Here is a 23,454-nt window from a genome sequence, read left to right on the forward strand (position 1 = left end):
ATCTGCAGCAATCACTTTGCCACTAGGCATCACTACCTCTAAAGAGTACGCAGAGCTCGAGTGGCCAATCGACCTATTAATTACTGTTGTATGGGTTGCTTATGCCATCGTGTTCTTTGGTACTGTGATCAAACGTAAGACAAAACATATTTATGTTTCAAACTGGTTCTTTGGCGCATATATTTTGACGATTGCGGTATTGCATATTGTGAACAATATCGAAATGCCAGCAAGTCTCTTTAAGTCTTATTCAGCCTATGCTGGTGCACAAGACGCCATGATTCAATGGTGGTATGGACATAATGCAGTGGGCTTCTTCTTGACCACTAGCTTCTTGGGCATGATGTATTACTTCATTCCTAAGCAAGCTGAGCGTCCAATCTATTCTTACCGTTTGTCGATTGTTCACTTTTGGGCATTGAACTTCACTTACATGTGGGCAGGTCCTCACCACTTGCAGCACACTGCATTGCCTGATTGGACTCAGTCATTGGGTATGGTTTTCTCATTGATCTTGTTGGCGCCATCATGGGGCGGCATGATCAACGGCATCATGACTTTATCGGGCGCATGGTATAAATTGCGTCGCGATCCAATCTTGAAGTTCTTGGTAGTCGCATTGTCCTTCTACGGTATGTCTACATTTGAAGGCTCCATGATGTCGATTAAGACAGTGAACAGCCTGTCTCACTACACTGATTGGACTATTGGTCACGTGCACTCTGGTGCATTGGGCTGGGTTGCCATGATTACCATTGGTTCTTTGTACTACCTCATTCCACGCTTGGTTGGTCAGAGAGAAATGTACAGCACCAAATTGATTGAATTGCATTTCTGGATTGCAACCATTGGCGTGGTAATTTATATCGCAGCTATGTGGATTGCAGGGGTAATGCAAGGCTTGATGTGGAGAGCTTTTGAGCCTGATGGCACTTTGACTTATAGCTTTGTTGAGTCAGTAAAAGCGACCTATCCTTTCTATGTCATTCGTTTATTAGGCGGTCTGTGCTACTTAAGCGGTATGTTGTTGATGGCTTACAACGTCTACAAAACAGTGATTAACAAAAAATTCGTAGACGCTCCGATTCCACAAGCGTCCATCGCCGCTCACTAAGGATAAGAACATGTCAGAACAACGTCGATTTTTCTCCCACGAAACGCTTGAGCGTAATGTAGGCTGGTTGATTATCACTACGATCGTAGTGATATCAATCGCAGGCTTGGTGCAGATCGTGCCCCTGTTTTTCCAGCACTCTACAACTGAGCCAAGCCCTGGAGTCGAGCCATACTCTGCGCTTCGCTTGGCGGGTCGCGATATCTATCAACGTGAAGGTTGCTTAGGCTGCCATTCACAGCAGATTCGTACCTTACGTTCCGAAGTAGAGCGTTATGGTCCTTACTCTATTGCCGGTGAATCTGTCTTTGATCACCCATTCCTTTGGGGTAGTAAGCGTACTGGTCCTGATTTAGCGCGTGTAGGTGGTCGCTATTCGGATGCATGGCATCAAATTCACTTGCGTAATCCACGCGATGTTGTGCCTGAATCGAATATGCCTGCTTATCCATACTTACAAAAGCCTGTTGCAGCTGACACCATTTCTTCTCATATGGTTGCAATGCGTCGCTTGGGTGTTCCATACACTGATGAGCAAATTGCAAATGCACCAAAAGAGCTAGAAGGTAAAACTGAAGAAGATGCTTTGATTGCTTATCTTCAGGGTTTAGGTGTGAACCGCAGATATATTGTTGTTGATGAGGTAGTAGCTAAGTAATTCTTAGCTATTGGGAACTATGCAAAATATCGCACCGTACCTCTCTGCGCTTTCTACCGTGCTTGGCTTGGTAGTTTTTTTAGGAATCGTTTGGTGGGCTTGGTCTGCAAAAAGACAGCCTGCCAACAAAGAATCCGCCGAACTTCCGTTCGATCTTCCCGATGAATTCAGTAAGGATAAATCATGAGTGACTTTCTTGGTGCCGGTTGGAGTGCCTATATCGCCTTAGTAACTTTGGTCGGTATTGTTTGGTGCATCTGGTTATTATTTTCTCAACGCAAGGCAAAGGTAGTTCACACGCCTGATGGCGCAGTTTCTGATACTGGTCACGTTTGGGATGATGACTTGCGCGAATTAAACAACCCATTGCCACGTTGGTGGATGTGGATGTTCTTGCTTTCTTGCATCTTCGCTTTAGTCTATTTGGTACTTTATCCAGGATTAGGTTCTTATCCTGGCGTTTTGGGTTACAGCACTGATGGCGCATTGATGAAATCAATGACAACCGCTAATGATGAACTCAAGCCTGTTTATGCCAAATACGTGAAGATGGACATTGAACAAGTCGCTGCTGATCCCAAAGCGCGTGAAATGGGTCAACGTTTGTTCTTAAATTCTTGTGCACAATGCCATGGCTCTGATGCTGGTGGTGCTAAAGGTTTCCCTAATTTGACTGACGGTGATTGGCTCTACGGTGGTTCACCAGAAAATATTAAAACCACGATTGTGAATGGTCGTGCTGGCGTAATGCCCCCATTCCCTCAATTAGATAGCAAGCAAATTGTGGATGTAGCTAACTATGTTCGCAGTTTGTCTGGTTTGCCTGCCGATGATTTAAAAGTGGCACGTGGCGCAGAAGTATTTAAAGCGAATTGCGCAGCATGTCATGGCCCAGAAGGCAAAGGCAATATTGCTCTTGGCGCACCAAACTTAACTGATAAAACTTGGCTTTATGGTGGCTCTGAAGCGACCATCATTGAGACAGTAACGAAGGGTCGTATGGCACAAATGCCTGCTCAAGATAAAGTATTGAGCCCTGAGAAGATTCAGTTATTGACTGCATATGTTTGGGGCTTATCTAACAATAAGCAACCAGCCGCAGCAAAATAATTTTGATTGGTTGATTTAGATAGTGGCAAGCGATACGCCGGGCGGAAAGCCTGTTCCAATAGAAGTCATTGAGGAATCTCTTTACGAGGTCCGGCGTAAGATCTACCCGCGTTCAGTTTCGGGGCTTTTTGCCCGCTGGCGCATCATTCTTGTTCTTGCCACCCAACTCTTGTTCTATGGCCTTCCCTGGGTTAGCTGGAATGGTCGTCAAGCAGTTCTCTTTGATTTAATTCAGCGTAAGTTTTATATCTTTGGTCTTGTGCTTTGGCCACAAGATGTGATTTACCTCACGCTGTTATTAATTCTCTCTGCCTTAGCACTATTTTTATTTACTGCAATCGCGGGCCGTTTATTTTGTGGCTACGCCTGTCCACAAACGGTATACACCGAGATCTTTATGTGGATCGAGCGCAAAGTTGAAGGCGATCGTTTTGCGCGCATTCGCTTGGATGGTGAGGAGTGGCCGTGGAGTTTTCGCAAATGGCGCTTAAAGATCACTAAGCATGTTCTGTGGCTATTCGTAGCTTTCTGGACGGGCTTTACATTTATTGGGTATTTCACGCCGATCACTACCCTCGGTTCCGCACTATTGCATCTATCTTTGGGCCCTTGGCAAACCTTTTGGCTATGTTTTTATAGCTTTGCAACTTGGGGTAATGCCGGCTTTATGCGCGAGCAGGTTTGCAAATATATGTGCCCCTATGCACGCTTCCAAAGCGTGATGGTGGATAAAGATACTTTCTTAGTTACTTACGATAAAGTCCGCGGCGAGCCTAGGGGTAGCCGCAGTAAATCTGCCGATCACAATGCTTTGGGATTAGGAGATTGTGTCGATTGCAGTATTTGCGTTCAAGTTTGTCCTACTGGCATTGATATTCGTGATGGTATGCAATACATGTGTATTGGTTGTGGAGCCTGTATTGATGCTTGTGATCAGGTGATGGAGAAAGTCCATTATCCAAAAGGGCTTATACGCTATACCACCGAGCGTGCTGTTGAAGATCGCGAATCTAACCAAAGCGCGATTCGACATATATTGCGTCCACGCGTTTTGATTTATACCGCTTTTATTACCGTACTCACTTCCGCGTTCTTATTTTCAATATTCACGCGCAATCCATTGCGAGTTGATGTGATGCGAGACCGTGGCGCCTTGGCTCGTGAGGTTGAGGGTGTGAGAATTGAGAACATCTACCGCATTCAGATCATGAATGCCTCTGAAAATAATATGAATGTTTCAGTGAAAGCGACCGGACTAGAAGGTTTGAAGATTCTGAATTCTCAAGGCCAAGTGGTGACTGAGATTGAGGTTGCTCCAGCAAGTAATTTGCTGATGCCAATTAAGGTGAGCAGCGAGATTGGCATTAATAAGCCTGGTAACTACCCCATTTATTTTGATGTAATTGCGCAAGAAATGTCTGGAAATGAATTGATAGCCAGAAAGCGCGAAGAAAAATCGACCTTTATTATTCCTCGATAGTAAGATAGGAAAAGAATGGAGATGATGCAAATGACTGAACAAACTAGCAAGCCCTGGTGGAAGCAATTGTGGCCTTGGCTACTCATTAGTGGTCCTGCAGTTGCTATGATTGGTTGCATTATCACCATCTGGTTGGCAATGAATATGCATACTGATAAGCCTCTACGTGATGGTGTTGTAAAGCAAGGTTTAAAGGTTGAGCAGATTAAAGATCCGCAGAGCGCCAAATGAAATACCGTCTCCTAATTTGGATCCTATGGCCATCTTTCTTGGTCGCTGGTATGGCAGAGGGCTTGCTCTTTACCATCATTCACCCCCAAGACCTTTTATTTTTTGGGTATCACCCGGAAATTTCTGATGAGGGTATTTACACTATCGGATTTTTTGTGATTTGGACATTCTGCGCCGCCTCTAGTGCACTGACTGCATACATTCTTCCTGGCATTGAATCGCCAGACGGAAAGCCTATTGATCGGGGCTTAATTTAAGCCTGTTTCACAGGTATGTCAGGACTGACGCAGGCGGTCCTATCGGGGTTGGGAATACCTGCTAATTCATAAAGACCATTCATATCGACCAATTTGATATGACGTTGTTTGATCTGAATGAGGCCAGATTCCGCAAAGCGGGATAGCATACGACTCACAGTCTCAATTTGTATGCCAAGATAGCTACCGATTTCTACGCGACTCATGCGTAGATCAAATTCATTATTGAGATATCCGCGTGCTGCTAGGCGTTGTGAGAAGCTTAGTAAAAATGCGGCTAATCTTTCTTCGGCACGCATGGTTCCCAAAGAGAGTAAATGTCGCTGATCTTGCGTCAGCTCGCGACTCATAATTTTATGAAACTGATTTTGTAGCACGGGAATTTGCCGAGCCAAATCTTCAAAAGCCTCATATTTAATAATGCATACCTCACTCTCTTCTAGGGCAATCGCATCGGATTGATAGTGACCTTCTCCGATGCCATCAAGCCCCAAAATCTCACCAGGCAGGTGAAAGCCAATCACTTGTTGTCGACCATCTTGCAGGCAGTATTCAGTTTTGAGGGTCCCAAAACGCACGCTGTATACAGAGCTCAGTGGATCGCCATGGCGATAGAGGCTTTCACCTTTTTGGAGGTGAACCCGTTCTTTTACTAGTGAGTCTATTTTGCTGACATCTGAGCTACTTAAGCCAACCGGAAGGCAGAATTGCCCCAGCACACAAACTGAGCACTTGCTAGTGGGAGTATCGGTGGGTTTGTAATTCATAAGCGTTATATGCAGACAGTTTATTCTACTAGGATGGAAACGTGTTTTACCTTGATCTTTCAGAAAAATGCTCACTTATAGCCTTGTTTTGGCCGTATTTCTGGGGGCGCTGGTCAGTGGCTGGCATTGCGCGCTGATGTGCGGTGGAATTGCTGCTGCAATCGAGCGTCCCAAAGCTTCTCAAGCGCCTATACGCTCAAAATCAGAACTTTTTTACCTCCAGATCATTATGCATTTGGGTCGGATTGCAACTTATGCTTTGCTAGGGGCCCTAGCAGCCTGGTTGGGGGTGGTGGTTTGGCAGCAAAATTTACTACCAATTCAAAGGGCACTTTTTGTGCTGACCTCTTTGTTATTGATATGGATGGGCTTTCGATTGTTAGTCCGGAATGCGGCGGAAGCCCGCTTGGGTGGAAAATGGCTCAATACCAAAATAGCTCACTATTGGGCTAAATATCTTGGCCGCTTTGCTGGCGGATCATCTCGCTGGTTTAGCGGCATGCTTTGGGGTTTAGTACCATGCGGTCTGGTTTATAGCGTATTGCCATTGGCTTTCTTATCTGGCGATGTGATGACCGGCGCTGCTCTGATGCTCGCTTTCGGTTTGGGTACTTTGCCCAACTTATTATTGATCTCTAAATTTTCAGCAGCATTGACGCAGTTTGGTCAATATGCCTGGGTGCGATATCTTGCGGTGCTTTTACTCTTTACTGCTGGTGGGTTCGGTTTATATCGCGCCTGGGTATTGCCGGAAGCGTTGCTTAAAGGCGGATTTTGTATTTCTTAATTTGCGATTGCTGCTGCTATCCCTGAAGATAAATCAGGGTAAAGACAATCTGGTTTTATAGATTCTAAATAGGCGCTACGTTGGGCCATTTCATAAGGCTGGTGATCTAAGCCACAAATGATGAGTGTGATGTTGCGAATCTTGCATAGATGAGTCAGTTCTGCAAGAGTTTCCATACCGGAAGTATCGATATAGATCACATTTTTAAGATCGAGGATTAAAGTTCTAGAGGGAAGATTTTCTTCAATCTTTTCTAATAGTTTTACTGCTCCAAAAAAGATAGCGCCATAAATACGGTAAGCATCAATTTGACCGCGATGTTGATTAAGCTCTGGGAAAAGATTGGGGTCTGCAGGCTCGCAGCGCGATAGGCTGGAAATACGATAGATAAAAGTGATGAATGCACTTAGTAAGCCAACCTGTACAGCGACAGTAAGATCCAAAACCACCGTTAATATAAATACGCTCAGAATCGTTAATCGATAAGGTAAGCGGAACTGCTTTAAGTCGACGAACTTTTTCCATTCACCCATATTCCAGGCCACGTACATCAAAATTGCCGCAAGACTAGCCAGGGGAATGTTTTTTGCCAGTGGCGCCGCAAACAGAATCACTAGTAATAATGTCAGTGAGTGAACAATTCCAGCAAGCGGTGTGGTGCCACCGCTTTCAATGTTGGTGACTGTGCGCGCAATGGTCCCTGTAGCTGGCATGCCTCCAAAAAAAGGCGATACGATATTCGCAATACCTTGAGCCATGAGTTCTTGATTGGATTCATGTCGATCATGAATTAAGCCATCGGCAATACGGGCGCAAAGCAGGGATTCAATGGCGCCAAGTAGCGCCAAAGTTAATGCTGGAGCGATCATAAATTGTGCAGTGCTCCAGCTTATCGGCAGCCACTCAAGATGTGGCAATGATGAAGGAATGCCTCCAAAGCGGGTGCCAATCGTATCTATCGGTAGATTCAAAAGGGAGGTAATGATAGTTGCAGCAACCATAGCCACAACTGTTCCGGGTAAATGGCTAAACCAGCCCAAGTGTCTTTGGATTAATTTCCAGACAATAATGATGGCAAGGCTGCCGCAGGCAATGGCGAGAGCGGTTGGGTTTACTGTATCGGCTGCTTGATATAGAGCTTGAATAGCCTGAAAAAATTCTGCAGGCATCTTATCAATTGAGAGCCCAAAGAAATCTTTAATTTGGGATAGACCAATTAATACCGCAATACCATTAGTAAATCCAATGATGACTGCGACGGGGATAAATCGCACTAAAGTTCCGAGCCTAAAGATGCCCATTAGTAATAGAAATACGCCAGACATTGCGGTAGCTACCAACAAGTTTGCTACGCCATAGTGCTCCACAATGCCATACACAATGACAATAAATGCTCCAGCAGGACCACCAATTTGGACGCGACTGCCACCTAATAATGAAATGAGTCCGCCGGCGACGATGGCGGTAAAAATGCCCGTCTCGGGTTTTAATCCGCTGGCAATGGCGAACGCCATGGCTAAGGGTAGCGCCACGATGCCAACAGTTATTCCTGCTAAAACATCCTTGATCAATAGGGTGCGGTTATAGCCCTTAAAAGAGTCAAAAATTCTGGGGTGAAAAAGCATAGGCAAACTACGAAAGTCGATTGCCTACCCAGTAGGCAACTCCAGAAGAGATGGCGGTGACCAGAGAACCCCAAGCAATATCGATGAATGCCAGTCTTGTGGGGAAGTCGCGGATAACAGCAAGGTTTGTTAGGTCATACGTCATGTAGCAAAACAATCCAAACAAGGCGCCATATTGGAGAGCATATATTAGGGATTGCTTGGAGAGTGCTGGAGCGATGACAAAAATACAAACGCCTAAGGTATAGAGCAAGTAAAAAGCAAGGCCTGCCATGAGCTTGGGTTCGTTAGCCATTAAATCCCCCATCTCACTGCGATAGAGATTTTTTGCAATACCTAACAGCCAAACTAGATCTACCGCGATCAGGGCAATCAAAAAGGAAAAATAGACACCAAAATACTTGAGCAATTCTTTTACCCTTAGAGCTTTTATAGGTCAATAATAAGCATTATGATGGAAAGATGATATGAGTAGGTCAATTTAGAGGAGATAGATATGTTTAAGCGTATGTTAGTACCAGTTGATGGGTCTGATGTCAGTAAAAAGTCTTTAAAAAAGGTAGCAGAACTCGCAAAAGCGGATGGCGCTGCAGTCACTCTTGTCTACGTCTCTGATCCGCTCCCTCCTTTAGTCTATTCAGATAGCACCATGGGTTATGGGGTGTCTGCAAAAGAGCATAAAAGTGCTTGTGATGCGTATGCAAAAGATGTATTTAAAAAAGCTACTACGGCGCTTGGCGCTGGTGTTAAATCGAATGCACTGCATATTGCTAATACCAATCTTTCAGAGGGTATTTTAGATGGAGCAAAAAAAGCAAAAGCGGATGTCATTGTGATGGCTTCACACAAGCGCACCGGTATTAAAGGTGTCTTATTGGGAAGTGAAACACATGAAGTGATTGTTCATTCAAAATTGCCAGTCTTGGTATTGGGATAATTCGCTCTGAGTCATTAGTTAACAAGGGGTCTCAAGGACCCCTTATTGATTTGTGCAAAACTTAATGATGGATTTACTGGCGGGTAATAGGGCTTCCTAAAAGGAGAACTTCCCGAGTAAGTTGGCCACCTTCATTGGCGCGCATAGACCAAAGATCAAGTTGCGTTTTGGCGGCATAAGGATCGATATAGATACCATCTTTTCGTAATTCAAAATGTAGGTGCGGTCCTGAAGAGCGGCCTGTTGAACCAACATAACCAATTTCCAAACCGCGACGCACCTCATTACCAACTTCAAGCTCTCGGTTATAACCGCTTAGGTGGGCGTAGTAGGTGTGATATCCGCCCGGGTGTTCTAAAACAATTAAGTTGCCAAACGCACCGCTGTAGCCAAGATGGACGACTTTGCCATTCGCTACGCTAAAAATGGGGGTCCCCACGGGGGCTGCATAGTCAATACCCATATGGGCGCGATAGCGTTGCTTATTTTGTGGCGGTTGCGTGACAGCCGGATTGTTATTAGAGCGTTTTGGTGCACCTGCTCGCACCATGCCCACGCCGCGCGAGATGCGTCGATAGCTTAATGGATTAGTCCAAAAAGATCTTTCTAAGGATTCACCGTTGCCGGTAAAAAATCCCCCTGGAATATCTCCCCGGTCAATCCAGAAGGCGCTAGCAAAAACATCATTGTCGCTAGGATCAATAATTTCAACGGCCCAAATTTGCGCCCATTTTTCTCGATCACCAAAATCGACAATGATTCTTACTGTGCTATTCGTATTTTCAAGGGAGTTATTTTCTTCAGGATAAATTTGTTTGATGATGGAATTGAGTTCCCACACCAACTCAACGGGCAACTTATCACCCAATTTTCGTTGATCATATAAAACTTCTTTTAGCGGAACTTGAATCTCCGTTAGATTTTTGGATTCATTTCTCAAAAAATCTCGTTGAACCAAAAATCCACCAAAGGTGGATGGGGTGAATGTCCAAACTTCCGTTTTGCTGTCTTGGATGGGGCCATTCATGATACTCAGAGACTGGAAGCGATTGCGCGTTGTAAAGGCAACTGCGTAAGGGATGCAATTGCCTCGCATATTTTCAAAAAATACTTTGGTCTGATTCTTAAAGAATTCGGCAAATTGAAGATTATCGATGCCGATACTTGATGGTAGATTTTCTTCTGTCAGGCTGCGTTGCAGGCATCCCTGCATGACTCTGTAGTCGAGATTGGCGTCATTATCCAGCAGCAGATCTTTGGGATCTTTCTTCAGAAATAGCGATGGATTAAGGCTCATGCTGCTGGTTTTCTGAGTACTCCCCTTGGATGTATCCTTCAGACCAACTTGTTTGGTGTTAGGCACGGTCACTTTGGTTTTGCCTTGAGCGCTAGTATTTTGGTTTTGGGTGGTTTGCGCTTGCGCCGGAATGACTAATCCCATAGAGAGGCAAAGTAAACCCATGCCAAATAGCAGTGTGATGCCTCTGGAAAGTCGAGAATGTAGAGAACCTTTTATATTCACGCCCTCATTATCTAATATTGTTGGGTCGCTACCTGATAAATTTGTTGTGCCGCAATAAATACCCCCAAAAATGGTACAAGTCGAGAAAAGCAATAATAGCTACAATAATTTTTTAAAAAAAAGGAGATCAGATGCCAATGATTGAATCGGTGCATGTCGCATCAGTCGCTGTACCTCTAGATAAAGTCACTTCATTTTCTACCCGCACAGTATCAGAACGGCATTATTGCCTGGTAAAAGTGAAGGCTAAAAACGGCCCCGAGGGCATTGGCTTTTGCTATGTTGGAAGTGCGGGTGGAGAAATTGCCAAAATTGCCGTAGAGCAATTGCTTGCTCCAAAGCTCATTGGTCAAAATAGCCATCGAAGCGAAGGTCTTTGGATGGAAATGTATAACGAGTCCGTCTTGCAGGGTCGTGCTGGCGCTGTCATGCGCGGAATTTCGATATTGGACACTGCGCTTTGGGATTTAAATGCGCGCGCAGCTAAATTGCCATTACATCAATACCTTGGATCTGTGGTTGATGATCGCGTGCCAGCATATGCCAGTGGTGGATACTATCTTGAGGGTAAAACACCTGCAAAACTAGGAAAAGAGATGGAGTCCTATGTGAAGCAGGGTTTTAAAGCTGTCAAAATGAAAGTAGGGCGCCTTTCTCCTGCGGAGGAAGAGGCTCGCGTTAAAGCAGCGCGTAAAGCAATTGGCGATGATGTTTTGCTCACTTTGGATGCAAACAATGCTTGGCGTGATCTGCCAACAGCGCTTGAATATGTAAGACGCTTTGAAGCATATAACCCTTATTGGATAGAGGAGCCTTTCTCCGCAGATGCGATTGATCTGCATGCGGCGTTGGCAAGACAAACGACTATTAATGTCGCTACAGGCGAAATGGAGGTAGGGCGTTGGCGTTTTAGGGAGTTAGTTGATGCCGGCGGCGCTGTCATACTGCAATCTGATGCCGCGGTTTGTGGCGGTATTACCGAGTGGCGACGCATAGCAGCTTATGCTGATGTCAAGGGTATAACGGTTTGCCCGCACTGGTTTCATGATCTGCATGCCCCACTCGTAGCAGCCACTCCTAACGCACGCTTTGTAGAATTTTTCTTAGATGATCAGGTCTTAAATTTCCGTAGACTGATTAACAAACAGCTGGCCTTTAAAAATGGCGATTTGATTTTGCATCAAACACCAGGCCTTGGTTTTGAGTTTGATGAAAAAGCCATCCAAAAATACGCTGGCAAAGCAGCGTGGACCAAGATCGCGTAATGTGATTTTTTTCCTACAAAATATTAAGCCCGCTAATGCGGGCTTAATATTTTGTGGAGTATCTAATGTATTTATTTTGACTATGTCGTCGGTTTGCGCTGAAGTCGGAAGTAAGTAAATAATTGCGTCGCCAAAACAAGGCCAAATCCAATAAATCCAATAAAGTCTGCTTCGGTAGATGGATAGGCTAATGCTACGCCAGAGATCACCATGATGATGCGTTCAAATACTTTGGTTTTTTCAATGAACCAACCCTGAAGGCCTCCGGCCAAGCAGATAATGCCAACGACTGCAGTAAAGGAAATCCAACCAATTTGCGACCAATTCGCTTGCTCTAGTGCGGTGCTAGAACCCATTAAGAGTAAGCTAACTCCAGACTTATCAAGCACAAACATAAAGGGAACTAAGATTGCTGGGGCGACATATTTCCAAGTCTGTAAGGTGGTCTTATATGGATTGCCTTTACATATCGCCGCAGCTGCGAATGGTGACAATGCTGTAGGCGGGGAGACTTCAGATAACACAGCGTAGTAGAAAATAAACATGTGGGCAGCAAATGCCGGTACACCCAGGTTAATGAGGGCTGGCGCTGCAATCACAGCACAGATGATGTAAGAAGCAGTGACGGGAACCGCAAGGCCTACTATCCATACGATTAATGCGGTGAATATAGCTGTCAGCAGTAGAGATCCGCCAGCATACTGAATCACGATGGAACTAAATTTCAAGCCTAGGCCAGTGAGGGTTACGGTTCCGACTATCAGGCCGGCTCCCGCACAGGTCGCTGCGATTGCGAGGACGCCAGTTGAACCAGAGGCTAATGCTTTGGTTAGATTGGAGTTATAAAGACCTGACAAAATAGGTTCCTTACCCCTAAACCATGCCCAAGGAATAATGGCAGTGTCTTCTCGCAGCATGCTGGAGATTGCAGACACCACCGTTGCCCAAAAAACGGACATCACTGGTGAGAAGCCGAGCATCATGAAGACAACGATGGAGATCAATGAGAAAAAATGGAACCAATATTTTTTAGTCAATTGCCATGCAGACTCAGCGGATTCAAAATGGATATTTTTCATTCCATATTTGCGAACATCAATTTCAACCATGACAAATAAGCCGAGATAAAACAGGATGGTTGGAATGGTTGCCATTAGCAAGACATCTAAATAGGAGATCTTGAGAAAGTCGGCAATCAAGAAAGCCGCAGCACCCAAAACAGGCGGAGAAATAATGGCGCCAAGACCACCTGCCGCCAATAGGCCACCCGCAGCATTCTTTTCATAGCCGACTTTGTCCAGCATCGGCGCAGCTACTGAGCCTACTGTGACTGTTGTTGCCACTCCTGAACCCGACGGTCCGCCCATAAGAAAAGATGACAAAACGATTGTTCTTCCAACGCCAGATGATTTACCTCCCATCGCCGCAAAAGAGAAGTCAATAAAGAATTTTCCAGCACCGGTAAATTGCAAGAACGCGCCAAAGATGGTGAACAGAATAATGAGGGTGGCTGAAACGTCAACAGCGGTGCCATAGATCCCCTCAAGAGTCATGTACATATAGCCCACCAAACGATCTAAGCCATAACCTTTATGAGTCCAAGGCGCAGGTAAGTAGTTACCAAATAATGCGTAGAGTAAAAATAAAACGGTTACGGTGACTAGCACCATGCCATTGGTTCTGCGCACACTTTCAAGAATTAGCAGAATGAGGCCTATCCCCACCATGACATCTGTTGAATTTGGTGCGGTGTTTCTATCCATAAAGTCATCGCCGCCACTCAAAATGTAATAAGCAATGGCAATGGATCCAAAGGCAAAAACGAGATCCCACAGCATGAGACGATTCTTAAATCGTGCCATGATGGGGAAGCTTAAAAAAACAAGAAATAGAACTAAGGCAACATGGATAACCCGCAGCTGTTGTGTTGGAACAATCGAGTAGGCGGCATAAAGATGAAATATGGACATGCCGACTGCCACCAAGGTGATGAACTTAGCTAGTAACCCCTTGTAGTCGTTTGAGTCACCCTCTTCTTGCTTAATGAATGCGTCTAATTTCTCTTGGGTTTCATTGTCAATGACGTTTTGTTCCATGTCTCGCTCTATTGATATTTTTTTTAGTTATATTGCGCCACTTTAATGCATAAGGGGTGAGATTTACTCACCCCTATCATTACGTCTGTCGTGATTAGTTAACCTTAACTCCTTTTTCCTTGAAGTACTTCAAGGCGCCTGGGTGATAAGCAATCGGTGTGGCATTAGCTTTTTGGGCATCTAATTTGACATTTCTGTATTCAGCGTGTGAACGTACTAGTTCGAGCTGATTATCAAAAACAGCCTTCACAATTTTGTAGGCTTCGTCATCAGGCATAGATGCATTTACAACCAATAGATTGGCTACCGCTGCAACATTATTGTCTTTGCTCATGCCGCTGTAGGTTTGCTTCGTGATCACAGATGGAAAGTATAGGTTGCCATATTTTTTATTCATTGCAGGTACCTCAGCTGCTGTATCGACCATGACAATCTTCATTCCTGGGCTGTTGGCTAAATCAGTAACTGCAGCAGTGGGTAATCCGCCTACCCAAAAAAATGCATCGATTTTTCTGTCTTTCACGGCATTGACTGATTCTGCTACGCTGAGGCGCTCACGTTTAATGTCTTTATTAGGATCAATGCCTGCAGCTTCAAGAAGGCGAAAGGCCATGACTTCAGTAGCGCTACCTGGAGATCCAGTGCTAACACGCTTGCCCTTGAGATCGCTCATGGTCTTAATACCAGTCGATTCAACAGTGGCGACGTGCATGAGATTTGGGTAAAGAATTAAGAGTGCTTTAACGTCAATGGGCTTGTCTTTAAATTTATCTACCCCAGAAGATGCATCTTTAGCAGCATCAGCCATCGAAAAGGCTACATAAGGTTTGCCTGTTCCGACCAACTTCAAGTTATCAACAGATCCACCAGTGACCTCGGCAGTTGCTGACATTCCTGGTACTTTGCTAGATAGCACGGCGGCAAGACCGCCGCCCATTGGGTAATAAACACCACCAGTGCCGCCGGTAGCGATTGAAACATTTTGTGCATTTGCACTCGCCCACAAAAAACTGAGTGTTAATGCGATTAACTTAAATAGTTTCATATTTGTCTCCTATTGATTTAATTTATAAATACACTTCAAAGGCCCGGCATGCTGAAATTGATTTGCTTGAGCTCACTCAGTAATTGAGCTTGTTGCTCAGCGCTCAATTGCATGAGTGGTGGACGTACACGCAGCCATTCAGGATCGTTGCTGTAGTGTGCTACTGCAGTCTTCATGCCAGCAATCATTTGATATTTAGCAAATACACTACGCACTTTATCCAAATCGGCTTGACGCTCATCCGCATTCTTTTCTCTCCAATGTGCTGTTAGGTCTGCAATAGCATGAGGATTGACGTTTGCAGTAGCAGAGATGCAACCTACACCGCCAGCACGCAATGTACGCATTAAGAATACTTCGCTACCTGCATAGACGCGAAAACCAGAGGGGGCTAAGAGTTTGATCACAGATTCTGTGTAGGCCCAGTCACCAGAGCTATCTTTCATGCCGACAACAGTCTTAGGGTACTCTTTTGTTAGGCGCTCCAATAAGGAAAGGCTTAGATTAATTTTTGTGACTGGTGGAATGTTGTAAATATAGATTTGCAATCCTGCATCACCTACTTTTTGAATCACTTCAGAGAAGTAAGCAAAGAGGCCATCATCCGTCACGTCTTTATAGTAGAACGGTGGAAGCATCAAAACACCAGCGCATTTATGGCTTACTGCATGTCGTGTCATATTGACCGTAGCATCAATGGATGTTGCGCCAGTGCCAGGCATCATATGCGCGGGGTTTAATCCACCCTCAATTAAAGCGGTTAGCGTACCCATCTTCTGAGGCGCTGACATGGAGTTTGCTTCAGAGTTTGTCCCAAAGATGGCCTGACCAACACCGTTGGATTCAAGCCATTTGCATTGTTTGAGTAGTTTTTGTGCGTCTGGGTTACCATCAGCCTTGAAGGGCGTCAGAACAGGTGATAACACTGCTGGCAATGTGGACGGATGCAAAGCGATGGTCATACTGTCTCCAATTTAATAATGAACTTCTGTTAAAAGCGGTTGTTGTTTAAAAAATGCCTCTAGATTATCTATGGCTAAATTTGTCATGGCTATCCGTGTTTCTAAGGTGGCACTTCCAATATGGGGTGTCAGCAAAACATTATCAAGACTTAAAAATGAAGCATTGAGATTTGGTTCATTATTGAACACATCTAGGGCAGCACCGGCAATGACATTTTGTTGCAGTGCACATAAAAGATCGGTCTCGTTTACTACGCTACCCCTGGCGATATTGATCAGATAAGAATGGGGTCCCAAAGCCCTCAGTGCCTTAGCATCGATCAAATTATCTGTTTCTGATGTGGCTGGGCATGTCAGGAATAGGACGTCGCATATCCTTGCGAGATCACAAATATCCGGATGGTAGGCGTAAGGAACAGGTTTTTCATGCGGTCCTGAGTAAGCGATTTTTACCTTAAATGGCAACAAGCGGTTTGCAAGCTCTTGTCCAATTCGACCCATGCCAGCGATGCCTACAGTTTTGCCAGCTAGAGTAGTGGTTAAAGGAAAAACCGCTTTTGACCATGCGCCGCTTTTGACGTGTTCTTGGGATTGGGGAATGCGTCGCATCAAGCCGATCATCATCCCTATAGCGAGTTCACAAACTGCATCATTTAAAACACCAGGGGTGTTAGTGGCTTTAATGCCTTGTTTTTTAAGATAACTCAAAGGAAGGTTATCGTAGCCGACACCGCAAGTGGAAACTAGGCGAATGCTCGGTATCTGTGCCACTAAAGATTCTGGAAGCTTGGTGTTTGAGCGCACCAGAATTGCTTCAAAGTTCCCTGCGGGAGGCGGCGAGTTAGCGTCCAGCAATTGCACAGGTGTAAGACGGCGGTCAATTTCCGCCTGCATCACCTCAGGAAAATGGCCCACCTGCAATACTGAATTGACGGGGATCATGTTTGTCTCTAATTTTTATTGGAATAATGGCCCCATTGTATGAGGATTTTTTAAATTAGGTTGGGCTCTAAGGAGAATAGCTATGTTGTTTACACCTGCTGAAACCAAGGTGGTCGTAGTTGGTGGTGGCACGATGGGAGCTGATGTTGCGGCTGTTTGTGCTCGCGGTGGCTGCGCGGTTCAAGTAGTAGAGCCAACCACTGAAAGACGCGCTCTTCTTCCTGACTACTTTGCCAGGACTATGACTGAGTTAGGCTTTGAGCACCGCATTCATTTATTGTCCGTAGCTGGAACCTTGGAAGAGGTTGACTGGGGCGACATTGACTTGGTGATTGAATGTGTTCCAGAACGCTTAGATGTCAAGCAAGAATTATTTGCCAAGCTGGAGAGATATGCAAGATCAGAGGCCGTATTGGCGAGCAACAGCACAAGTTTTCCGATTAGCCAAATTGCACAAGGTTTAAAAACTGCCGCACGCATGATTGGCCTTCATTTTTTTATGCCTGCACATTTGGTTCCTTGTGTTGAAGTGATTTATGGTGAGAAAACTTCACCAATGGTTGCCGATAGCCTGACGCGATTGATGACTGCATGCGGTATGGTGCCAGTGACTGTGAAAAAAGATTTGCCTGGATTTTTGGCTAATCGACTACAACATGCCTTATCGCGGGAAGCATTTGCATTGGTGGACGCTGGGGTATGCACTCCTGAAGATATTGATAAAGCGGTCCGTTATGGTTTTGGCTTTCGCTATATTGCTGCTGGGCCAGCCATGCAAAGAGATCATGCTGGGTTGGAGGTGCATGCTGCAGGCGGGGCAACCATTTATCCGACCTTAAGTAATTCATCTACCATTGCGAAATGTTTGAGTGATCGAGTAGAGGGTGGAAAATTTGGCATGAAGACAGGTGAAGGCTTTTATACCTGGACTTCTGAGTCGATACAAACGGAACGTGAGCGTTATCAGAAGGCTTTGCGCGAGGGTTTAAAAATTATTCAGCAAGATTTGCCGAAGATCAAATAACCCAGCCCTTAAAGCGCTTAGAAAGAACTAGCTTTTTGTGCTTTATCCTTAGGATATGAAAAAGATTATTCGTGTTTGGGATTTGCCAATTCGCTTATTTCACTGGCTTTTGGTGTTATGCATCGCTGGAAGCCTTATCAGTGTCAATTTAGGTGGCAATGCGATTGAGTGGCATGCCTATTTTGGCTACAGCATTCTTACCTTACTCATCTTTAGGTTTATCTGGGGATTTATAGGTTCCAAACATGCCCGCTTTAGTTCCTTTATCCCAACACGTAGGGCAATCTTGGAGTATCTACAGGGCAGGACTGTACGCGTCCTCGGGCACAACCCCATTGGGGCGCTCTCGGTGTTTGCGTTGTTGTTTGTCTTGAGCGTTCAAGTGATTACCGGCTTGTTTGTGGATGACGAAATTGCTTTTCAGGGTCCTTTAGCTAAATATGTTCCCAATTTCATCGTCTCTTTTTTATCCGAGATTCATGAAGGCAACCAAGTAGTGATATATACCTTGATCACGATCCATATTTCTGCGATTTGGTTTTATAAAAAATTCAAGGGTGAAAATCTAATTAAACCTATGCTCACCGGCGATAAAGAAATCGACCCAAGCGAAGAGGCAAGTTATTTACCTTCTGACTTGGGTCAACCATCGAAAGATGGAGTCATGCATCGCACAATAGCGCTGATTTTATTTAGCGCTATTGCTATCGTGGTCGGTTACCTGATCACTCAATAAAAAGAGTTACGGCCGAATCATTTCTTTTTGAAATCATCATGACAGCCTTTGCAGGTCTGACTGGCAGCGCCAAATGATTTTTTAAAGCTTTCAACATCTCCAGATTGCGCTGCTTTATTGAGATCAGCTACCGCTAATTGCATTTTTTCAGATGCTGCTTTGAATTTAGCGTTATCAGACCAAACAGCAGGCTGGGCTTTGCCACCCTCAGTGCCTGGGCCAAACGCTTGCCATGGCAGGGGGGCTAAAGTAGCGACAATTGCAGCATTCTTGGCAACGTCATCTTTGTTGTATGGGGCTTCACCTTTGACAACTGCGCCCATTTTTCCAAATGCGTTCGCCATCACAGTAAAAACACTTTGGCGATATTTGATGGCATCTTCTGGCTTTTGGAATTGCGCGAGAGCAGAGCCTGCGCTGATGCATAGAGTGGTTGCAGTAGTAACTAGAATCAGTTTTTGTAGTTTCATATTGACCTCGATTCAATGGATTGGACGGCTAAATAGTGCGACAGCGTGTGTGCTGGACTTAGGATACTCTAGAAAACACAGTTTTCTGCAAAGATTTATCAAAAGAGCATTTGCAATGGAATAGTGAGTAGGTAAACAACCCATTTGAAAAAAGCCATTAAAGGTTCCATCCAGAGGCTGCTGATAATTCCAGTAAATACCAGTGCAAGGACAATAAAAAATCCCCAGGGCTCAAGTTTGCCTAAGGCAATGGATTGACGGGTGGGCAATAAGCTGGAGAGGATGCGTCCGCCATCTAGAGGGGGTAGTGGAAAAAGATTAAAAACGAGCAAGCCTAAATTCCAGGTAATACCCGCTTGCGCCATTGAAATAAAGAATTTTTCATTGATGCCAAAACCTAGCAACAAGATCAGCAAAATAGCCCAAAACAGCGCCTGAAAGAAATTAGAGCCCGGTCCTGCTAGGGCGACCCAAATAGAGTCAATTCTGGGGTTGCGTAAGCGCCCAAAATTCACGGGGACCGGTTTTGCATAGCCCACCAAGAAGGGGGATCCGGTCAAGATCAGCGCTAAGGGAATGAGAATAGTGCCCACAGGATCAATATGCTTTGCGGGATTGAGGCTTACCCGACCAAGCATATAAGCGGTATTGTCGCCAAATCTTCGGGCAGCGTAACCATGGGCGGCCTCATGAATGGTGATGGCAAAAATCAATGGAATCGCATTAATGGCGACAGCTTGGATAGAATAGTCGGTAATCATGGCAATATGATATCCACAGGAGCCTAAAGTGACTGACGAAAAGAAAACCACCCCTAAAACCCCTTCTAAGCCAGTAGCAGCTAAACCTCCGGCTCGGCCGCCTGCGCCAAAAGGGCCATCTGGCCCGGCAGGTAGGCCTCAGGCAGGCTTTGGCGGCGGAAAAGGTATGATGCGCAAGGCTGGCCGGGGGCGATAGTGGATAATGGCACTCATCATTAATGTGTTTACAGAGGAATTAGCATGAACGAATGGCATAACGAATCTAAAGAAGAAGTTAATAAGAAAATTATTACTCTGATCGTGATGTTGGCTGCTGCAACAAGCCTAGCGATTTTGTTTGCTTTAGTAGCTGCTCATACTGGTTACGTATTCGGTTAAACCGTTTTAATGACTAGCCATCGCCAACCTGCTGTATTTGCTGGCCATGGTAGTCCGATGTATGCCCTAGAGCCCAATCGTTTTACCGATGCTTGGGCTGCTTTAGGCAAAACACTCAAGCGCCCAGACGCCATTCTGGTAATTTCAGCTCATTGGGTAACCCGAGGTACGTGGGTTACCGCTATGAAAAACCCAAAAACGATTCATGATTTTGGCGGTTTTCCTCAAGCGCTTTTCGATATTCAATATCCTGCACCGGGAAGCCCTGCGCTTGCTGATCGTGTCCAGGAATTATTAGATGTACCTGTAGTACTAGAAGAAAACGAATGGGGAATAGATCATGGTGCTTGGTCGGTGCTGAAGTATCTTTATCCCGACGCCGATGTGCCGGTGGTGCAACTTAGCTTAGATGGGTCTATATCGGCGAGCGAGCACTATCACCTTGCAAAACAATTGCAACCTTTGCGTGATGAAAATATTCTCATACTTTCCAGTGGCAACATAGTTCACAATCTGCGCACCATTCATTGGCAAGAGGATGCTAAGCCATATCCTTGGGCGAAAGATTTCAATGCTTTTTTTATTTCCATGATGCAAGCAAACCGTCATGAGCCACTGATAGAGTGGGAAAAATATGGGCAAGCTGCTCATATGTCCATTCCAACCCCTGAGCATTATTGGCCAGCGATATACACCTTAGCATTGCAACGAGATGATGAACGTGCCAATGTATTTGTTGATGGCATTGAAATGAGCTCGATTAGTATGCTCGGGTTTACCGTTCAATAAAGAAACTATTATGTGGCTCTCCATTTTTGTCATTTTTTGCGGCGCTGGACTAGGTGCTTTATTGAGGGCGGGATTTAATTTTTTAACGGTGAGTGCCGCATCAACTATTCCCCTGGGCACTTTTATCTCCAATATGGTTGGCGGCTATTTAATCGGTTTAGCAGTAGCATTTTTTGGTAACAATCCCCAATTATCTCCAGAGTGGCGACTCCTTGTAGTTACGGGATTTCTAGGGGGGTTAACCACTTTCTCCAGTTTTTCTGCTGAAGTAGTAGCGTTGATTCAGCGCGGAGAGTTAACTTGGGCATTGGGTACAGCGCTGCTGAATCTCTTAGGCTCAATTGTGTTGACCTTCTTGGGTATTTTGACTTATCAAGCTTTGAAATAAATAAGGGGGCAAAGCCCCCTTATTTATTAGAGTAGCGAGGTTTCGATTTATTCTGGCTTGATTTTTGCAATTCTTACAACTGCGCCCCATCGAATCGACTCAGAGCGAATAAGTGCTGCAAAATCGGCGGGTGTGCCTCCGCCAATTTCATTTCCTTGGGAAAGCATAAGCTCTCTTAATTGCGGATCTTTGAGAGCTTCATTCGCTGCAGCATTAAGTTTGTCAATAATTTCTTTGGGCGTCCCTTTGGGTGCTATCAATCCTTGCCAATTTAATACTTCTACTTTTGGGTAACCTAGCTCGGTGAAGCTAGGGACATTTGGCAATAATGGGGAGCGTTTTTTACTAGTGATCGCAATCGGACGCAATTTGTCAGCTTTAATCGATGGCATTGCAGAATACATTTGATCAAACATCATGTTCACATTACCCGCCATCAGATCTGTAAGTGCGGCAGAGCCACTTTTATATGGCACATGAATCATGTCAATTCCGGCACTTTGCTCAAAAATCTCAGCAGATAGTTGGTGACTACCGCCAATGCCCCCCGATGAAAACGTGAGTACACCAGGTTTTGCCTTTGCAGCATTAATAATGTCTTGAAGGTTTTTATAAGGAGAGCTTGGATTGACGACTAGTACCAAAGGTCCTTTTTCAATCAAAATAATAGGAGTGATGTCCGTTTCTGGGTCGTAACGCAAATTGCTAAAGAGAGTCTTATTAACAGCCATGGGTGCAAAATTCCCCATGCCAATGGTGTAGCCATCTGGTGCTGCACGAGCAATAAATTCAGTTCCGATATTTCCACCCGCGCCAGGCTTGTTATCAACAACAATGGGTTGTTTCAAAATCACACTCATTTTTTGTGCCATCTGACGGCTGCGAGCATCCGCTCCTCCTCCGGCGGCATAAGGCACGATGAAATTGATCGGTTTATTCGGGTAGTTTGATTGAGCATAAGCGCCTGAACCTATCAGTGTTTCTGCCCCTAGCACGGCAAGAAAGACCCATTTAAATAATTTCATATTTTTCATTTTTCACCTTCATTAGATGAAACCAAAGATGCCTAATAATGCGCCAATAGCAATTAAATAAAGAGGATGCCAGCGTGTAAAAAAGGTAATCGCAATAGTTCCTACCGTCAATAGGTATGCGGCTAGGCTTTGGTTAATTTGATGGGCGATTTGCCAAGCTGCCGCTAAGACAAGTCCAACAGCCAGCGCTCCTGCAGCATATTGAATCATTTGCTGCCGTTGCTTATTTTGCATATTCAAAATAGAGCGTTGCAGAAAATAAATCATGATTGATGAAGGCCAGGAAATGGCTAGCGTTGCAATGAGGGCACCAATAACGCCCCCTACATTCCAGCCGATCAATGTCACTGTCATTAAGTTCGGGCCAGGAGCGGCCTGCGCTATTGCAAAATAATCTGAGAAGGTTTGTCCATTAATCCAATGCTCTTGATTGACTGATAAGTCATACAAGACAGGGAGAAGGGCATTGATGCCACCAAAAGCAAATATGGAAAATAAAGAAAATTTCAGAAAAAGACTCAATAGGGTACTGATCATTTTTGAGTCTTCTTCCATGCTAAAAGAATGGCGAGAGGTGAGGCGAGTAACACAACCCAACCTAGGCCCAAATGAAATACAGTGGCTGCAAGTATGACAAAGATAATGACCGAGAGCATGAGTGGATACTTCAGCTCAGTGCGCAACATCTTAAATCCTGTGCTTGCAATTAAACCAACCCCCACCGCTGATACTCCTCTTAACATGCCTTGAACAATAGGCATATAGCTGTAGTGTTCATACAGTACGGCCAGGATCAGTAGAAGTGCGACCGGCCCAAGCATCAAGCCTAAGACAGCAGCAATGGCACCTGGGATGCCAGCAAAACGACTGCCCACGCAGACACCAAGATTGACAATATTGGGTCCCGGGACAATTTGGCAAATACCTAGCATTGCGCTAAATTCTTCGGCCGTTAACCATTTTTCTTGTTCTACTATCGTGCGGCGAGCCCAAGGCAAAACCCCGCCAAATCCAGACATGCCGATTTTGCTAAATCCAATAAAAAGATCTTTTGGGGTAAGCGTTTTCAAGATGGA

General features: G+C 45.0%; 29 protein-coding genes. 16 read left to right on the forward strand and 13 right to left on the reverse strand.

The features are described from left to right. The 7 genes from ccoN to KIH43_RS00070 form a co-directional block, all read left to right on the forward strand. On the forward strand, positions 1-1,114 hold a 1,114-nt coding region (gene ccoN, locus KIH43_RS00040), incomplete at its 5' end, for a cytochrome-c oxidase, cbb3-type subunit I (RefSeq protein WP_297716554.1). A 10-nt stretch (positions 1,115-1,124) separates the two neighbouring features. Further along, a complete protein-coding gene (ccoO, locus tag KIH43_RS00045; protein ID WP_296968765.1) occupies positions 1,125-1,772 on the forward strand; it encodes a cytochrome-c oxidase, cbb3-type subunit II in 648 nt (215 codons plus the stop codon). Between the two features lie 28 nt (positions 1,773-1,800). Then, the gene (locus KIH43_RS00050) at positions 1,801-1,959 is read left to right on the forward strand and encodes a CcoQ/FixQ family Cbb3-type cytochrome c oxidase assembly chaperone (RefSeq protein WP_296968810.1); all 159 of its coding nucleotides are present in this window, start codon (positions 1,801-1,803) and stop codon (positions 1,957-1,959) included. Continuing rightward, complete coding sequence (gene ccoP / locus KIH43_RS00055) at positions 1,956-2,882, forward strand: cytochrome-c oxidase, cbb3-type subunit III (RefSeq protein ID WP_297716556.1); 927 nt, start codon at positions 1,956-1,958, stop codon at positions 2,880-2,882. Before KIH43_RS00050 ends, ccoP begins: the two co-directional genes overlap by 4 nt. Before the next feature lie 22 nt (positions 2,883-2,904). Further along, entirely contained in the window at positions 2,905-4,362 is a 1,458-nt protein-coding gene (gene ccoG / locus KIH43_RS00060; protein WP_297716558.1) for a cytochrome c oxidase accessory protein CcoG, read from the forward strand. A 30-nt stretch (positions 4,363-4,392) separates the two neighbouring features. After that, a complete protein-coding gene (locus tag KIH43_RS00065; RefSeq protein WP_296968771.1) occupies positions 4,393-4,593 on the forward strand; it encodes a FixH family protein in 201 nt (66 codons plus the stop codon). Next, the gene (locus KIH43_RS00070) at positions 4,590-4,850 is read left to right on the forward strand and encodes a hypothetical protein (RefSeq protein WP_296968773.1); all 261 of its coding nucleotides are present in this window, start codon (positions 4,590-4,592) and stop codon (positions 4,848-4,850) included. Before KIH43_RS00065 ends, KIH43_RS00070 begins: the two co-directional genes overlap by 4 nt. On the opposite strand, the gene KIH43_RS00075 is transcribed toward KIH43_RS00070, so the two are convergent. Further along, complete coding sequence (locus KIH43_RS00075) at positions 4,847-5,617, reverse strand: helix-turn-helix domain-containing protein (RefSeq protein WP_297716560.1); 771 nt, start codon at positions 5,615-5,617, stop codon at positions 4,847-4,849. The two genes, KIH43_RS00070 and KIH43_RS00075, sit on opposite strands and share 4 nt — an antisense overlap. An 88-nt stretch (positions 5,618-5,705) precedes the next feature. Between KIH43_RS00075 and KIH43_RS00080 the strand changes: the two genes are divergently transcribed. Then, complete coding sequence (locus KIH43_RS00080; protein WP_297716562.1) at positions 5,706-6,404, forward strand: sulfite exporter TauE/SafE family protein; 699 nt, start codon at positions 5,706-5,708, stop codon at positions 6,402-6,404. On the opposite strand, the gene KIH43_RS00085 is transcribed toward KIH43_RS00080, so the two are convergent. Both KIH43_RS00085 and KIH43_RS00090 read right to left on the reverse strand, forming a co-directional pair. Then, positions 6,401-8,029: a SulP family inorganic anion transporter gene (locus KIH43_RS00085; protein WP_297716563.1), complete on the reverse strand. Its 1,629-nt coding sequence runs from the start codon at positions 8,027-8,029 to the stop codon at positions 6,401-6,403. The two genes, KIH43_RS00080 and KIH43_RS00085, sit on opposite strands and share 4 nt — an antisense overlap. Before the next feature lie 7 nt (positions 8,030-8,036). After that, positions 8,037-8,438, reverse strand: a complete 402-nt coding sequence (locus KIH43_RS00090) for a DUF2177 family protein (RefSeq protein WP_296968779.1) — start codon at positions 8,436-8,438, stop codon at positions 8,037-8,039. Between the two features lie 87 nt (positions 8,439-8,525). Between KIH43_RS00090 and KIH43_RS00095 the strand changes: the two genes are divergently transcribed. Beyond that, positions 8,526-8,966 (forward strand): universal stress protein, encoded by a 441-nt coding sequence (locus KIH43_RS00095; protein ID WP_296968781.1) that lies wholly within the window; start codon positions 8,526-8,528, stop codon positions 8,964-8,966. A gap of 73 nt (positions 8,967-9,039) precedes the next feature. Here the strand turns inward: KIH43_RS00095 and KIH43_RS00100 are convergent, their stop codons facing one another. Then, positions 9,040-10,488, reverse strand: coding sequence for a M23 family metallopeptidase (locus tag KIH43_RS00100; protein WP_297716565.1), 1,449 nt, complete (start codon positions 10,486-10,488; stop codon positions 9,040-9,042). Positions 10,489-10,619: 131 nt separating this feature from the next. On the opposite strand from KIH43_RS00100, the gene KIH43_RS00105 reads away from it, so the two are divergent. Continuing rightward, positions 10,620-11,753 (forward strand): mandelate racemase/muconate lactonizing enzyme family protein, encoded by a 1,134-nt coding sequence (locus KIH43_RS00105; protein WP_296968785.1) that lies wholly within the window; start codon positions 10,620-10,622, stop codon positions 11,751-11,753. Between the two features lie 80 nt (positions 11,754-11,833). Here KIH43_RS00105 and KIH43_RS00110 read toward each other — a convergent pair whose 3' ends face one another. The 4 genes from KIH43_RS00110 to KIH43_RS00125 form a co-directional block, all read right to left on the reverse strand. Beyond that, on the reverse strand, positions 11,834-13,849 hold the full coding sequence (locus KIH43_RS00110) for a TRAP transporter fused permease subunit (RefSeq protein WP_297716567.1): 2,016 nt from the start codon (positions 13,847-13,849) through the stop codon (positions 11,834-11,836). Between the two features lie 94 nt (positions 13,850-13,943). Further along, positions 13,944-14,894 carry a TAXI family TRAP transporter solute-binding subunit gene (locus tag KIH43_RS00115; RefSeq protein ID WP_297716569.1) on the reverse strand — a complete coding sequence of 317 codons (951 nt, stop codon included), beginning with the start codon at positions 14,892-14,894 and terminating at the stop codon, positions 13,944-13,946. 35 nt (positions 14,895-14,929) lie between these two features. Further along, positions 14,930-15,856, reverse strand: coding sequence for a dihydrodipicolinate synthase family protein (locus tag KIH43_RS00120; RefSeq protein ID WP_297716571.1), 927 nt, complete (start codon positions 15,854-15,856; stop codon positions 14,930-14,932). Between the two features lie 12 nt (positions 15,857-15,868). After that, positions 15,869-16,798, reverse strand: a complete 930-nt coding sequence (locus KIH43_RS00125; protein WP_297716573.1) for a 2-hydroxyacid dehydrogenase — start codon at positions 16,796-16,798, stop codon at positions 15,869-15,871. Between the two features lie 82 nt (positions 16,799-16,880). On the opposite strand from KIH43_RS00125, the gene KIH43_RS00130 reads away from it, so the two are divergent. Together KIH43_RS00130 and KIH43_RS00135 are read left to right on the forward strand one after the other, a co-directional pair. Beyond that, positions 16,881-17,822: a 3-hydroxyacyl-CoA dehydrogenase NAD-binding domain-containing protein gene (locus tag KIH43_RS00130; RefSeq protein WP_297716575.1), complete on the forward strand. Its 942-nt coding sequence runs from the start codon at positions 16,881-16,883 to the stop codon at positions 17,820-17,822. A gap of 55 nt (positions 17,823-17,877) precedes the next feature. Further along, positions 17,878-18,558 (forward strand): cytochrome b/b6 domain-containing protein, encoded by a 681-nt coding sequence (locus KIH43_RS00135; protein ID WP_297716577.1) that lies wholly within the window; start codon positions 17,878-17,880, stop codon positions 18,556-18,558. Between the two features lie 17 nt (positions 18,559-18,575). Here KIH43_RS00135 and KIH43_RS00140 read toward each other — a convergent pair whose 3' ends face one another. Both KIH43_RS00140 and KIH43_RS00145 read right to left on the reverse strand, forming a co-directional pair. Then, positions 18,576-19,028 (reverse strand): cytochrome c, encoded by a 453-nt coding sequence (locus KIH43_RS00140; RefSeq protein WP_297716579.1) that lies wholly within the window; start codon positions 19,026-19,028, stop codon positions 18,576-18,578. Positions 19,029-19,126: 98 nt separating this feature from the next. Then, positions 19,127-19,789: a site-2 protease family protein gene (locus KIH43_RS00145; protein ID WP_297716581.1), complete on the reverse strand. Its 663-nt coding sequence runs from the start codon at positions 19,787-19,789 to the stop codon at positions 19,127-19,129. Between the two features lie 28 nt (positions 19,790-19,817). On the opposite strand from KIH43_RS00145, the gene KIH43_RS00150 reads away from it, so the two are divergent. Genes KIH43_RS00150 through crcB form a run of 4 tightly spaced genes read left to right on the forward strand, consistent with a single transcriptional unit; the run spans position 19,818 to position 21,344 of the window. After that, positions 19,818-19,985, forward strand: coding sequence for a hypothetical protein (locus KIH43_RS00150; RefSeq protein WP_296968799.1), 168 nt, complete (start codon positions 19,818-19,820; stop codon positions 19,983-19,985). A 44-nt stretch (positions 19,986-20,029) separates the two neighbouring features. After that, a complete protein-coding gene (locus KIH43_RS00155; RefSeq protein ID WP_172793433.1) occupies positions 20,030-20,167 on the forward strand; it encodes a hypothetical protein in 138 nt (45 codons plus the stop codon). A gap of 9 nt (positions 20,168-20,176) precedes the next feature. Then, complete coding sequence (ygiD, locus tag KIH43_RS00160; protein ID WP_297716584.1) at positions 20,177-20,956, forward strand: 4,5-DOPA dioxygenase extradiol; 780 nt, start codon at positions 20,177-20,179, stop codon at positions 20,954-20,956. A 10-nt stretch (positions 20,957-20,966) separates the two neighbouring features. Next, positions 20,967-21,344, forward strand: coding sequence for a fluoride efflux transporter CrcB (crcB, locus tag KIH43_RS00165; RefSeq protein WP_296968801.1), 378 nt, complete (start codon positions 20,967-20,969; stop codon positions 21,342-21,344). A 47-nt stretch (positions 21,345-21,391) separates the two neighbouring features. On the opposite strand, the gene KIH43_RS00170 is transcribed toward crcB, so the two are convergent. Genes KIH43_RS00170 through KIH43_RS00180 form a run of 3 tightly spaced genes read right to left on the reverse strand, consistent with a single transcriptional unit; the run spans position 21,392 to position 23,448 of the window. After that, positions 21,392-22,369, reverse strand: a complete 978-nt coding sequence (locus KIH43_RS00170) for a tripartite tricarboxylate transporter substrate binding protein (RefSeq protein ID WP_296968802.1) — start codon at positions 22,367-22,369, stop codon at positions 21,392-21,394. 21 nt (positions 22,370-22,390) lie between these two features. Then, on the reverse strand, positions 22,391-22,915 hold the full coding sequence (locus KIH43_RS00175; protein WP_296968803.1) for a chromate transporter: 525 nt from the start codon (positions 22,913-22,915) through the stop codon (positions 22,391-22,393). Then, positions 22,912-23,448 (reverse strand): chromate transporter, encoded by a 537-nt coding sequence (locus tag KIH43_RS00180; protein ID WP_296968805.1) that lies wholly within the window; start codon positions 23,446-23,448, stop codon positions 22,912-22,914. The genes KIH43_RS00175 and KIH43_RS00180 overlap by 4 nt, the downstream gene beginning before the upstream one ends. Positions 23,449-23,454 lie beyond the last annotated feature (6 nt).

It is taken from the genome of Polynucleobacter sp. (assembly GCF_018500155.2).
In the GTDB taxonomy this organism is placed as follows: Bacteria; Pseudomonadota; Gammaproteobacteria; order Burkholderiales; family Burkholderiaceae; genus Polynucleobacter.